Source organism: Tenacibaculum litopenaei (genome assembly GCF_964514025.1).
GTDB classification, from domain to species: Bacteria; Bacteroidota; Bacteroidia; order Flavobacteriales; family Flavobacteriaceae; genus Polaribacter; species Polaribacter litopenaei.
The window spans coordinates 133,481-145,981 of sequence record NZ_CAZEQT010000001.1 but is presented as its reverse complement, the minus strand read 5'-3'; the positions used below and the strand labels follow the sequence as shown (position 1 = coordinate 145,981).

12 protein-coding genes are annotated in these 12,501 nt (G+C 39.0%); 1 reads left to right on the top strand and 11 read right to left on the bottom strand.

Annotation, left to right across the window (positions count from 1 at the left end; genetic code table 11):
• Positions 1-20: 20 nt before the first annotated feature.
• Positions 21-2,690: an Ig-like domain-containing protein gene (locus tag ACKTS5_RS00580; protein WP_408041879.1), complete on the bottom strand. Its 2,670-nt coding sequence runs from the start codon at positions 2,688-2,690 to the stop codon at positions 21-23.
• A 186-nt stretch (positions 2,691-2,876) separates the two neighbouring features.
• On the opposite strand from ACKTS5_RS00580, the gene ACKTS5_RS00575 reads away from it, so the two are divergent.
• On the top strand, positions 2,877-3,758 hold the full coding sequence (locus ACKTS5_RS00575; protein ID WP_408041878.1) for a hypothetical protein: 882 nt from the start codon (positions 2,877-2,879) through the stop codon (positions 3,756-3,758).
• A 201-nt stretch (positions 3,759-3,959) separates the two neighbouring features.
• Here ACKTS5_RS00575 and atpG read toward each other — a convergent pair whose 3' ends face one another.
• From atpG to porW, 10 genes are all read right to left on the bottom strand, one after another.
• Positions 3,960-4,820 (bottom strand): ATP synthase F1 subunit gamma, encoded by an 861-nt coding sequence (gene atpG / locus ACKTS5_RS00570; protein WP_408041877.1) that lies wholly within the window; start codon positions 4,818-4,820, stop codon positions 3,960-3,962.
• A gap of 73 nt (positions 4,821-4,893) precedes the next feature.
• Positions 4,894-6,474 carry a F0F1 ATP synthase subunit alpha gene (gene atpA, locus ACKTS5_RS00565; protein ID WP_408041876.1) on the bottom strand — a complete coding sequence of 527 codons (1,581 nt, stop codon included), beginning with the start codon at positions 6,472-6,474 and terminating at the stop codon, positions 4,894-4,896.
• 21 nt (positions 6,475-6,495) lie between these two features.
• A complete protein-coding gene (gene atpH, locus ACKTS5_RS00560) occupies positions 6,496-7,053 on the bottom strand; it encodes an ATP synthase F1 subunit delta (RefSeq protein WP_408041875.1) in 558 nt (185 codons plus the stop codon).
• A 16-nt stretch (positions 7,054-7,069) separates the two neighbouring features.
• Positions 7,070-7,567 carry a F0F1 ATP synthase subunit B gene (locus tag ACKTS5_RS00555; protein ID WP_408041874.1) on the bottom strand — a complete coding sequence of 166 codons (498 nt, stop codon included), beginning with the start codon at positions 7,565-7,567 and terminating at the stop codon, positions 7,070-7,072.
• A 93-nt stretch (positions 7,568-7,660) separates the two neighbouring features.
• Entirely contained in the window at positions 7,661-7,849 is a 189-nt protein-coding gene (gene atpE / locus ACKTS5_RS00550) for an ATP synthase F0 subunit C (RefSeq protein ID WP_408041873.1), read from the bottom strand.
• 40 nt (positions 7,850-7,889) lie between these two features.
• On the bottom strand, positions 7,890-9,008 hold the full coding sequence (gene atpB / locus ACKTS5_RS00545) for a F0F1 ATP synthase subunit A (RefSeq protein WP_408041872.1): 1,119 nt from the start codon (positions 9,006-9,008) through the stop codon (positions 7,890-7,892).
• 124 nt (positions 9,009-9,132) lie between these two features.
• Positions 9,133-9,513 carry a DUF6168 family protein gene (locus ACKTS5_RS00540; protein ID WP_408041871.1) on the bottom strand — a complete coding sequence of 127 codons (381 nt, stop codon included), beginning with the start codon at positions 9,511-9,513 and terminating at the stop codon, positions 9,133-9,135.
• The gene (locus tag ACKTS5_RS00535; RefSeq protein ID WP_408041870.1) at positions 9,506-9,736 is read right to left on the bottom strand and encodes an AtpZ/AtpI family protein; all 231 of its coding nucleotides are present in this window, start codon (positions 9,734-9,736) and stop codon (positions 9,506-9,508) included. Before ACKTS5_RS00535 ends, ACKTS5_RS00540 begins: the two co-directional genes overlap by 8 nt.
• The gene (locus ACKTS5_RS00530; protein ID WP_408041869.1) at positions 9,705-10,112 is read right to left on the bottom strand and encodes a bactofilin family protein; all 408 of its coding nucleotides are present in this window, start codon (positions 10,110-10,112) and stop codon (positions 9,705-9,707) included. Before ACKTS5_RS00530 ends, ACKTS5_RS00535 begins: the two co-directional genes overlap by 32 nt.
• 25 nt (positions 10,113-10,137) lie before the next feature.
• A complete protein-coding gene (gene porW / locus ACKTS5_RS00525) occupies positions 10,138-12,381 on the bottom strand; it encodes a type IX secretion system periplasmic lipoprotein PorW/SprE (protein ID WP_408041868.1) in 2,244 nt (747 codons plus the stop codon).
• Positions 12,382-12,501: the final 120 nt, after the last annotated feature.

The window sequence follows — 12,501 nt, the reverse complement described above, 5'->3', positions numbered from 1 at the left end:
ATGATCTTTTTATTTGATGACTATTCTTTAAAGATTTTTTGCGTCAAACGATGGGTACCTTGTTCGTCGTATAACTGAACAAAATAAACGCCTTTAACTCCTAGAGAAGAGACATCGATGCTGTTGTTCTTTAAATCGGCTAGTAATACTATTTTACCAGTCAAATCTATCACTTTTGCCTTCCACATAAGCGTTGAATCAACTCCATTGATATACAAAACGGTACGGACTGGTGTAGGATAAACGGTAAGCTCGTTGACATTTCTTAACATAGAATTCGTATGTAAACTGGCGGCGCTCTCTCCCATACAGAAAGCCTTCGTCTCGTCACTCCCGAAACTTCCCCCTGAAACGATAACCTTACCTTTATAAGAAAGTTCGTAAGCACCATTTCCATGAGCACAACATATTCCATCACCGTAACTGTCGGTAATAGAAAAGCGGTAACAACCCCGCGGTAAGCATTTTGACACCTCTATTTTTTCGCCATTGGCCTGCGTATATCCACTACCACTCATCACCGTAGCTCCCGATTCATTAGTGAGTTTCCAAGAAGTTTCACTCGCGTAACGATCAAATACAATTTTTACTTTCAGCGCCTCACAAGTAGGAGGGGTCCCGCCACCGGTTCCGACAGCATAACTCACTACTAATTTTGGCGCTTTGGAACTACTGCCATCATACGCTTCAGCAGTGCGCTCACCAGTTCCCGAAAGATAAAACATCATATTATTCCCGGCCTTCCAATCGTCCAAGCTCACCACTTGCTGAACCAAACTTTTTAAACTAGGTGTTCTCTGTGCACTTCCTGCTTGCCCTACCTGAGTCCATGGAGCAGGGTTCCACGTCACAAAACTATCCAAATACGTCCGTTTACTAACGTTGTAATCAGCATCGGTAAGCATTGCTGGCTGTGCTGATTGCTCCATCCTAATTTTCAACTCCGTAGTACCAGAACTCGTCTCATCAGTCGTAAATTGAAGATACGCATCCGAAATAGTAGCATTCTTCGGAATATTAAGGTTGCGGAACAACAGACCTACGTGTTGATTTCCCTTTCTAGAGCCATCATACACGAGTTCCAAATCAGAGCTATCCATATACATACGTCCAGACGATTGGTATTCTTCTACATCGTCATTGGTACGGTTAATTGCAACGCTAATTGTTTGGCTTACGGTCCCTACGAAAATAGTGATCCCATTTGAGCTTGCTGCATTTCCATCATTGTCAACAGCGATCGCTTTAAGCTCATAACGCTGATTGTTCACTGTTGGCGTCCAATCTATGCTGTAAGGAGCACTAGCATCAGTTCCTACTATTGTGTTGTTCACATAAAAATCAACTCGACGAATACTACCATCGCTATCAGAAGCTGAGGCTTGCAATGAAATATTCTTATTAACGGTAAATACATCCCCATTTTTAGGACTTGTGACAGCTACTTCAGGCAAATTTACATTGCTATTCAACAGGGTAATCACCGCTCCGTTTGCAGGGCTCCACAAATCGATATTGCTGGGTATGCTAAAGGGGTTACTATTCGAGACAGTTCCTACCTGGCTTGCATTATCGACCTTCACGGTGCGTATTTCTATTTTTGACTCTTCCACAAAGATCCATTTGAACTGATTAAAAGAATCCGCATCACGAGTCCAGTCCTTAGCGTCGTTAGCACTTCGAAGTGGAGCACCCCAACAACCTTCACCTACATATACGGTACCTCCAGTAGTGGCTCTTGAAAAACCATCCTCACAACCAGAACCGCCTGAACAAGGTTTTACCGGCCAAGTGGTTTTTACCGTATGTGAATCTGACTCAAACACCAAATTCACTCCTTTAGCATAAAACAAGGCTGCCCATGAACTGTACTCGTCATTTCCTTCCGATTTAGAAGCTACGTGAGGTCGCATAGGCTTGTGGTATTGAGCAGATTTCCACACGGCGCTATTCGTAGCTAATTTTGACTGCAACCAAGTATACTGATTCCCTCCGGCCGAAATCTCCGAATTCAGTGTAAATACGGTGTATAAATTGCTTCCAAACGTAATATCGTAATAGACACTCGTTGAAGGTACATTAAACAAATGGTAAATACTATTGTTAGAATCCTCGTGATTTCCGCGAGCGGGAATGATAGGAAACATGCGTCCGTCACTAGCAATCGTATTTTGCCAATCGTCAAACCACTCTTTCCATTCACTACTAGAATCCCCATTGGTCATATCACCTCCAAAAAATACAGCAGTGGGCTTTAACTTCGCCACCAAGGTATTAGCGTTACGACGGGGCGTGCGGTTATTTCGGGAATCCCCACCAGCAATAAATGACATACGATCATTGGTACTCGGCGCTGTTTTAAACCAAAATCGATTGCTTAGGCCCTCACTGTCTTTAATAACAAAGTAATAATTTGTATTGGGGCTTAGATTTTCTAGTTTTACAAAGGTGTTATTCATGCCTTTGTAATACACTGAACGCGTCACCGCTTTTGTACTCGGATAACTACTCCAAACCGTACCAAAATCGGTTGTTCCGTAATGTACTACCGGACTAGTTCCGGAAATTTGATTCCAACCAATTGTTATGGTCGTTGCAGGATTATCGGTGATAATCAAGCGGTATTTGTCATTATTGGCCCAGCAATAAACGCTTGCGAAAAGCACAAATGTGATGACTAAGTTTTTCATTGATAAAGGGTATTAAATTTTAGTACTAAGGTATCTTGTTAGTGCAGTAAAAAGGTACGACAATTCAAAAAGTTAATGATCTAATAAAACAACGAAATACCCCGATTACACTATTTTTACACTTTTCTAAACTTAGGTTAACAAGCTTCGAAAATTAGCTTCTTATTTTGGTCTAAATTATCAGGCATGCAACACAAAACGCTTTTACAGTTCCTAAAAATAAGTAGCTTTCTCATTTTTGCTGGACGCGCATATCAGCACCTTTTTTGGGATGCTCCCTATCGCAGTATTTTTTGGGATCAACAGCTATTAGAACCTATAATTACGAAACTATTAGCACTCCCCTGGCAGGACTACGTAACCAATTTGGAAACTGATCGTGCCATTCAGCTACTTACCAGAAGTATTGGTGTGTTATTCGCGCTCTGTGCTCTGATCGCTATCACCTATACCGAAACCACAAAACGCTGGAACAAAATAATCTTAAAGACAGGGAGTGTCGGTTTGGTATTTTTAGCCTTTGCCTTGACCAAAGAAAAGTTTTATCACCTGAGCATGTTTTTTGAACACAGCATACAATTCGGTATTCCAATCGCCCTTGTATACTTTGTCAAATACCCAAACACAAAAAATCTTATTACCTATCTAAAAGTGTGCATCGCCTTGGCATTTACCTGTCATGGAATGTATGCATTAGGCATACTTTATCCTATCCCGGCAAACTTTGTTACCATGACTTTGAATATACTACCTGTAACAGAGGAAACCGCTAAACATTTATTGTTTATTGCCGGGATTTTAGATGTGCTGATTGCCATGGGAATATTTATACCCAAAATGGCTAGAATCAGTTTGTGGTACGCTTGTTTTTGGGGGTTTATCACAGCCTTAGCTCGAATTTTAGAGGGCTATCACTACGGTATTACTGCCGCTAACACGCATCAATACCTGTATCTGGTTATTTACAGACTTCCTCATGGGCTTGCGCCCCTTGCTGTTTATTGGACATGTTACCTAACCCCTCTTCGAAATGTAGGGTTTGACAGCGCCAAGCTTAAGCTTCATTGATGAGTTCGATAAAACCCACAGGTTTAACCCCATAAATAAAGCATTTAAAAGCAACTATTAGCTTTTCTAACGCGGAACACTTGAGAAGCCTAAAAAAGGCTTAGAGCTTAAAAAATTACGGAAATTAGCTATACATGACAATCTATAAAACAAAAAAAGCGAGTCCTTCCGAACTCGCTTTTTTAAACTTTATAAAATTTTCTAATTGTTTAATGCTTCTGCACCACCAACAATCTCTAAGATTTCGTTGGTAATTGCTGCTTGACGTGCTTTGTTGTATGTTAATAACAACTCGTCACGTAATTCTTTAGCATTATCCGTAGCCTTGTGCATTGCAGTCATACGTGCCCCGTGTTCGGCAGCAAATGAATCACGGATTGCTTTGTACAACTGAGTTTTTAAAGACTTAGGTATTAATTCTAATACAATTTCTTCTTTTGAAGGTTCAAAGATATAGTCTAGGTTTACTGTATCGTCACCTTCTACAGGTTTAATCGGTAAAAATTGCTCTACTTGCACTATTTGAGTTGCAGCGTTTTTAAAACGGTTATAGATCAATTCGATCTTATCATAGGTACCGTTAGTAAACAGCTCCATCAATTGTTCAGCCAATACAGCTACGTTATCGAAAGTCAAGTCGTCAAAAACATCGTTTCTATTATCGATGATAGTATACTCTTTTCCTAAGATATCGTTTCCTTTTTTACCAATAGTCAATACGTCAACATCTACCCCCTGATAGGTATCTTCAATTGTTCTTACTGTTTGTTTGATGATCGATGAATTAAAACCACCACACAAACCTCTGTTTGAAGTTATGCTAACTACTAATACTTTATTTACTTCTCTTTGCTCAGAGTACGCTCCTCCCACATTACCGTCTAAGGTAGCGCTAAGGCTTTGCAATAACTCAGTAAGCTTCGATGAATACGGACGCATAGCCGTAATTGCATCTTGTGCTTTTTTCAACTTAGCAGCCGATACCATTTTCATGGCAGAGGTAATCTGCATCGTTGATCCAATCGAAGTAATTCTGTTACGTATTTCTTTTAAGTTTGCCATACTAGTAATTCTTTAGTATTGAGTATTGAGTATTGAGAACTTTCATCTCAACACTCAATACTAAAATAGGTTATTAAGCTGAAAATTTAGCTGAAATTTCTTTAGCTGCTGCTGTTAAGGCATCTGTTACCTCATCAGTCAATTTACCAGCTTTTAAAGTATCTAAAACGTTTCTGTGTTTCGCGTTTAAGTACTCTAAGTAATCTTTTTCGAATTCTTTTACCTTGTTTACAGGTACGTCTTTTAATAAGTTCTTAGAACCTGCATAGATAATCGCAACCTGATCTTCTACTGTAAATGGATCCGCTTGGTTTTGCTTTAAGATTTCTACGTTACGCTTACCTTTTTCGATTACGTTCATCGTAGCTGCATCTAAGTCAGAACCAAACTTTGCGAATGCTTCTAATTCACGGTATTGCGCTTGGTCTAATTTTAACGTACCAGATACTTTCTTCATCGATTTAATCTGAGCAGAACCTCCTACACGAGATACCGAGATACCTACGTTAATTGCAGGACGAACCCCTGAGTTAAATAAATCAGACTCTAAGAAGATCTGACCATCAGTAATCGAAATTACGTTGGTTGGGATATATGCAGAAACGTCACCAGCTTGTGTTTCAATAATTGGTAAGGCTGTTAAAGATCCTCCACCTTTTACTTTACCTTTTAAAGACTCTGGTAAATCGTTCATTTCAGCAGCAATAGCGTCATCGTTGATCACTTTTGCAGCACGCTCTAATAATCTTGAGTGTAAGTAGAATACGTCTCCTGGGTACGCCTCACGTCCTGGTGGACGACGTAATAATAATGATACCTCACGGTAAGCTACAGCTTGTTTAGATAAATCATCATAAACAATCAATGCTGGTCTACCTGTATCACGGAAGTACTCACCAATAGCCGCTCCTGCGAAAGGTGCGTATACCTGCATTGGAGCAGGGTCAGATGCGTTTGCTGCAACAATTGTAGTATATGCTAAAGCTCCTTTTTCTTCTAACATATTAGCGATTGCTGCTACGGTAGATCCTTTTTGTCCTACTGCAACATAGATACAGTATACAGGCTCACCCGCATCGTAAAATTCTTTTTGATTTAAGATAGTATCGATAGCAACGGTAGACTTACCAGTTTGACGGTCACCAATGATTAACTCACGTTGACCACGTCCGATAGGAATCATTGCATCTACAGACTTAATACCAGTTTGCATAGGCTCAGTAACTGGTTCACGATAGATTACCCCAGGAGCTTTACGCTCTAATGGCATCTCGAAAGTTTCACCTTCGATAGGACCTTTACCGTCGATTGGTTGTCCTAAAGTGTTTACTACACGTCCTACAATACCTTCACCTGCTTTTAAAGAGGCAATTCTTTCAGTACGTTTTACAGTAGATCCTTCTCTTACAGATGTAGAAGCTCCTAATAATACAACCCCTGCGTTATCTTCCTCTAAGTTCAATACGATACCTTCCAATCCGTTATCGAATTCAACTAATTCACCATATTGTACGTTCGACAAACCGTATACACGTGCGATACCATCACCTACTTGTAATACCGTTCCTACTTCGTTTAACGTCGCTTTCGCTTCGAAATTCGTTAATTGTTCCTTTAAAATTGCTGATACCTCAGCTGGTTTAATTGCTGCCATCTTATATCGTTTGATGTATAATTAAATTTTTGGAATATAATGACTATTGTCAAATTCTCTTCTTAATTCTTTAAACTGATTAGAGATACTTGCATCGTATTGCACATCTCCAACACGTAAGATAAATCCTCCTAAAATATCAGGATTTACTACGTTTTCTATCGTTGCGCTGTTCCCTGTTAATTCAACGATTTTCGCATGAACTTTTTCTTCAAGGTCTTTGTTCAACGCCACTGCAGTAGTCACTTTAGCTACTTGCATGCTCTTGTAGTAATCGTAAATTACACTGTATTGCTTAGCAATAGGCTCAAGCATCATCATACGCTTATTTTCCTCTAACAAGTTAAATAAACCTTTTACTACATTGTCAACTTTGTCACCAAAAAGAGCCGTTAAGACTTTACGTTTATCGGCTGTTTTGATAATAGGACTCTTAAGCATGGCATCTAAGTCGCTACTTTCAGCAATGGTACTTGCGATCAACTTCATATTCTCATTTACAACGCCGTCGTTTCCTGAAGTTTTTGCTAAGTTTAAAATTGCCTTTGCGTAACGTAATGCTGGTCTTGCTCCTTTCATCGGTTGTACTAATTAATTAGTTTAAAGTAACTTCTTCTAACATCCCCTCAACAAGCTTTACTTGCTCTTCTTGAGATGCTAACTCTTTTCTTACTACAGTTTCTGCAATACCGATAGATAAGTCAGCTACTTTTTTCTTTAATTCAGCGATCGCTGCTTGTTGCTCTTGTCTTATAGTAGCTTTTGCATTTTCAATTAATACAGTAGCTTGCTCTTGAGCTTCTTCTTTGGCTTCAGTGATGATGCTTTCTTTAATATCACGTGCTTCTTTCAACATGGCATCTCTCTCTGCTCTAGCTTCTTTTAACAAACGATCGTTATCAGCTTGTAAGTTTTGTATTTCTTTACGGGCGTTTTCTGCTTGATCTAAGGCATTTTGAATTCCTTCTTCTCTTTCTGTCAAAGCTGCCATAATAGGTTTCCAGGCAAACTTCATCATTACGAAAATTAAGATGAGTAAAATGATCATCTGCATGAAAAACAATCCGGGTGAAAAATCTTCTAATAAGCTCATTTTATGTATATCTGTTTTATAAAGTTTCTTGTTTAATTTTAAAACACTTCCTGTAACCAACCGTTACAGGAAAGCGTTTTTGTGTGTTTTGGACTAATTTCCTAAGATTAAAGCACCAAATGCTAAACCTTCTAATAAAGCCCCGATGATGATCATCGCAGTTTGGATTTTACTAGCTGCTTCAGGTTGACGAGCAATTCCTTCCATTGCTTTTGATCCGATCATACCTAATCCTAATCCTCCTCCAATTACGATTAATCCTGCTCCAATTAAATTGTACATACTAATTGATTTATATAATTAAACAAATTCTTATTCTTACTTAGTGGTGGTCGTGCTCTTCTACAGCCATCCCGATAAATAACGATGATAACATCGTAAAAATAAAGGCTTGTAAAAAGGCTACTAAAATTTCAATAACCGAGATAAACAAGGCTAATATCATTGAAATTCCCGTTGACCCAAACGCTCCAAATTGTGCTTTTAAGGTAATCATCAACGCGATCAAACTCATTACTACGAAGTGACCCGCAGTCATGTTCGCGTACAAACGAATCAATAATGAGAATGGTTTCGTAAACATTCCTAAAACCTCAATTGGTGCTAATATAATTTTCATTGGTACTGGCACTCCTGGCATCCAGAAAATGTGTTTCCAGTAATCCTTATTTCCGCTAAACTGAACGATAAAGAACGTGAACAATGCCAAACATACTGTCACAGCAATTTGCCCTGTTACGTTAAACCCTAACGGCGTCATCCCTAACAAGTTCAACACCCAAATAAAGAAGAATACGGTTAATAAGAATCCCATAAACTTACGGTAGTGCTTTTCTCCGATGTTTGGTATTGCAATTTCGTCTCGCACGTACAACACCAATGGCTCTAATACACGACCAATACCTGTAGGAATCGCTCCTTTTTTATAACTTCTTGCTAATGAACCAAATCCTAACAACAATAACAACCCTGCGAACAACATTCCGAACACACTCTTCGTAATAGAAAAATCTAATACTTTGTGCGCGTTTGTTGCGTGATGACTTTCGTCAAAAGCTACCGCTGTTGCACCTTCGTTCAATTCGTAAATTTTACTGTGGATTTTCACGAGCTTTACATCTCCTTGATCAACGATTACAGTTCCGTTGTCGTTGTGATGGAATGCTGACGACATAAAGGTTTTCACTCCTTTACTCGTCCAAACGATCACGGGTAATGGAAACCCAACATGCTTGCGCTCTCCCGCATCGTTCGTATACGAATACAACGAAAAATCGTGAGAATCAGCCAAGTGATGTTTGATATATCCTTTAATAGATTCAGGAGTATTGATTTGTCCTCCTTTACTTGAAGTTCCTCCGCCACCAGCAAATGCTGTGAACGAACTAAATACTAACGCGATTAGCACTAAAAAATAGATAGGTTTTTTTGCTATCATCATACCTTACTAAATATAGAATTATGGTCTCTAAATTTCCGTGCAAAGGTACACAATTAATTAAAACTACAAACGCTTTTTTTATTTAGTTTTTTTATTTGGGGGTTTCGTCCCTTAGCAGTCTAAACTATTTGTTGTTCAAGAGCTTTGCAATAAAAATCGCTTCAGCGAATAAAAACAAAAATAATGGAACGATTAAAGACAATCTTTCCGGCATTGGCAGCTCGACATTCGAAAAGACAGAAGCTTTAAAGATGAGTACAAAAAATCCTATTTTGATAAAGATGGATCCTAAATAGGCGTAGGCGGCTTGGTCAGGTAAAAACTTCGCGACCAGTTCAACGATACCGTACAAAAACATGGCGGCAATTAAATGGAAGATATACACTCCTAAAAGAGAGTAGGACACACTTGCTTCTTGTGCGTTGAGAATAAAACTGTGGATTCCGTAACTCAGGCCAAACAAGGCTGTCATTACTCCTATGAAGATTAAAATTCGCTTAGTCATTGTCATTTGATAATTTAGTAACCTGGCGAATTACTGAGTACATTGCGCCAAAAACTGCTGCAAGTGTACAAATTTTTGTGTAAAGTTCTCCTTCATTCGGGAACTTTGTGTCTAACCATTTACCCAGAAGACTTCCCAGATAAATGGTGAGACCCATTTGTAGGGCTATGCCCGAAAATCGAATGTATTTGTTAAGCTGACTTTTCGGTGGCTTTTTGTCCATTCTTTTTTAATTCTTTTACCGCACCTTTCATGGCACAAGTAGCGTTAAAGGTAGCTCCAGGTTCTACTGACAATTTACCGATAACCACATCACCTGTGATGTTTGCTGTCGATTTAACCGTCAAGGTGTTCGAAACTTGTAAATCACCTGAAAACTTTCCTTCAATATCGGCATTGGTACATTCGGCCTTTCCTTTAATCAGCCCTGTTTGACCAATAATAATACGACCGTTGGTTTGAATATTTCCTTCCAGTGTACCGTCAATACGGAAATCACCTTCAGAGATGATATCACCAGTAATTTTGGTATTTCCTCCAATTATATTTCTTTCCGATACTATTTTTTCGCTTCCTTTTTTACTCTCTTTACTGAACATATCGTGGGGAATTTATACTAATAGGTTATTTAACTTTATTTAATTGTGTGATAATTTCTTTGGCTTTTTTTCCGGCATCTGTGTTCGCATAACTCAACGAAACAAATTCCAAGGCCTTCTTGTAGGTTTCTTTGTCTTTGTGCTTCCCTATAGCCAGCGCCTTTATCAGGGCTAATTTAGGAATTAAATTCGAATTTTTTAGGGTCGGCAAAAACTTGTCTACTTCTTCAATAGTTTCTTCGAACTTATTGAGCTTGTACATCACGTAAATATTTTTAAATCTCCTATAGGCTTCGTCTACTTTTTTCTCTTCTTGAGGCCCTTGATCCGGTGTGCGTATCACTTGAGCAAACCTCGTATCCGGATACTTCGTTAAAATCACTTCTTTGTACTGGTCTGCCTTTGTCATATCATCAATTCCTTTGTATATCTGATACAAATGGTAACTCGCTGCCAGCTCCGTTTGTCTGTCTTTACGCAAGGTGAGCAAGCGTTCGAGTTTTTCGATGGCCAGTTGTGGATTTTTAAATTGTTCCTTATAAATCAACCCTAATTGATACAAGGCCTCATTTCTATCGTCTTTTAACTGCTGTACCACTTTCGGATCTTCAGGAATCGCTTCCAAATAGGTAGCCAGCATATAACGAGGGTTCGGTTTTGCCTCGGCTTCTGCTACTTCCTCCTCATCAGGAACATTTTTAGCCGATTTATCAGAGACTCTCCAATTGTCTTCCAAAGCGCGGGTTCCCCATACTTTCTCAAACTCTGCCTTTCCAAAGGCCACACTCTGATCGTTATAGAAATACCACTTTCCTTTGCGTGTACTGGCTCCGATAGTACCAAAACCTCCAAAAGAGGTTCCGAAATTCTGAGCATTCAGCATTTGCTGTCTGCGTTCCTCATCTTCCTTTTTTATTTTCGCAATATAGGTTTCAAAAAACTCCGTTCGCTCTTCTGAACTCATCCCTACCAAAGTCAGGATACTGTCGTTTTCTTGTACCGTTTCTTCAAACTTACGCAAGGTTGTAAGTCCTTTGTTTTTTCTTCTCAAACGACGAATGCGCTTTTCCTGATCAAACTTCTTCGAAGTCAAACCTAGCACACTGTCATAATACGAGCCCGCAAGCACGTATTGCTGCTTTTCAAAAGCTAGGTTCCCCAGTTGCTCATACGCATGTGTTTTCTGATAGTCCGTATTTGTTTTGGCTTTCAGTGACTTCTGAAAGTAGGCTTCTGCATTCTCGAACTTTCCACGACCTTTTTCCAATACTCCCGCTTGGAAATACAAGGCGTTCAAGTACTTTCTATTATCGCTGTTTTTTATCAGTTTCTTTAAACGAGCTAGGACAACTACTGATGCTGAGTCGTGTTCTGTGTTCTTTGCCAATTCCACATTGGCTCTTATTCTGTATTTATAAGGAGCCCTTCTGTAATCGGCTAATTTTTGAAATACCATTCTCGCAGAATCACGGTGATTTAGTTCACTGTAAATTTGACCGAGAATAAACATATTTCTGGCCGCTTGCTCTTTGTTCTTAAACGTTCTAGTAGCCAACTTTAAATGTTCGATAACTTTGTGGATGGTATCTGTTTTCTCATAAGCCATAGCCATGGCGGTATGCGCACGCTCCCTTTGTAAATCCGATAAGTTTTCCTCGTTCTTATCCAACTTCAACAACAAATCTAGAGTTTCAATAGCCAAGGTTTCGTTGTCCAAGCGAATATTGGCTTTTGCTCTCCAAATTTTTGTATCGTAAATCAAATCGGCTTTCGGGTAATTGGCAATGATGTAGTTAAACGCTTCAATTGCCGGAATAAAACGCTGGGTGTAGTACCTTGACTTTCCCAACAACAAATAGGCGTCGTCAATTTGACGGTTGCGTTCAAAACCTCTGATATTCATCGAGTGTTTTTGAATTGCCTTAACTGCTTTTTCTTCGGCTCTATCAAAACTCGTTAATTGTTTTGGTTCTTCATCTTCGGCATCGGCATCATCGAATCCGGTTCCTGGCTTAAAAGTAGGTACGATAATTTTATCCTCATCAAAGGCGATGGGTTCAATAGGGAGGCGTTTCCAAAAGTTATCGCGGTAATTATCTTCGATATCTTTAATCCCTTTTAAATACGCTTGTTCACCATTAAATAACACATTGTACTTGGTAGTAACAGCGTGGAAATTTCTATTGACAAACCCGTCTTTTTTGACACTACAGGACAAGGCCAATGCAATCAGCGTACTGAATGCTAAAGTTTTGGACAATTTTTTCATATAAAATACGCATTTACTTTACAACAACTATACAGTTAAGTTATTGTGTGTAAATGCGTAAAAATACTAATTATATTTATAGATGTACTCTTGAGTTTTTCTATTTCCTAAAAAAATAGC

What these genes read in the sequence shown, in the direction of transcription:
- ACKTS5_RS00580 (WP_408041879.1), bottom strand. Translation starts at nt 2,690, where the DNA reads ATGAAAAACTTAGTCATCACATTTGTGCTTTTCGCAAGCGTTTATTGC.
- ACKTS5_RS00575 (WP_408041878.1), top strand. Translation starts at nt 2,877, where the DNA reads ATGCAACACAAAACGCTTTTACAGTTCCTAAAAATAAGTAGCTTTCTC.
- atpG (WP_408041877.1), bottom strand. Translation starts at nt 4,820, where the DNA reads ATGGCAAACTTAAAAGAAATACGTAACAGAATTACTTCGATTGGATCA.
- atpA (WP_408041876.1), bottom strand. Translation starts at nt 6,474, where the DNA reads ATGGCAGCAATTAAACCAGCTGAGGTATCAGCAATTTTAAAGGAACAA.
- atpH (WP_408041875.1), bottom strand. Translation starts at nt 7,053, where the DNA reads ATGAAAGGAGCAAGACCAGCATTACGTTACGCAAAGGCAATTTTAAAC.
- ACKTS5_RS00555 (WP_408041874.1), bottom strand. Translation starts at nt 7,567, where the DNA reads ATGAGCTTATTAGAAGATTTTTCACCCGGATTGTTTTTCATGCAGATG.
- atpE (WP_408041873.1), bottom strand. Translation starts at nt 7,849, where the DNA reads ATGTACAATTTAATTGGAGCAGGATTAATCGTAATTGGAGGAGGATTA.
- atpB (WP_408041872.1), bottom strand. Translation starts at nt 9,008, where the DNA reads ATGATGATAGCAAAAAAACCTATCTATTTTTTAGTGCTAATCGCGTTA.
- ACKTS5_RS00540 (WP_408041871.1), bottom strand. Translation starts at nt 9,513, where the DNA reads ATGACTAAGCGAATTTTAATCTTCATAGGAGTAATGACAGCCTTGTTT.
- ACKTS5_RS00535 (WP_408041870.1), bottom strand. Translation starts at nt 9,736, where the DNA reads ATGGACAAAAAGCCACCGAAAAGTCAGCTTAACAAATACATTCGATTT.
- ACKTS5_RS00530 (WP_408041869.1), bottom strand. Translation starts at nt 10,112, where the DNA reads ATGTTCAGTAAAGAGAGTAAAAAAGGAAGCGAAAAAATAGTATCGGAA.
- porW (WP_408041868.1), bottom strand. Translation starts at nt 12,381, where the DNA reads ATGAAAAAATTGTCCAAAACTTTAGCATTCAGTACGCTGATTGCATTG.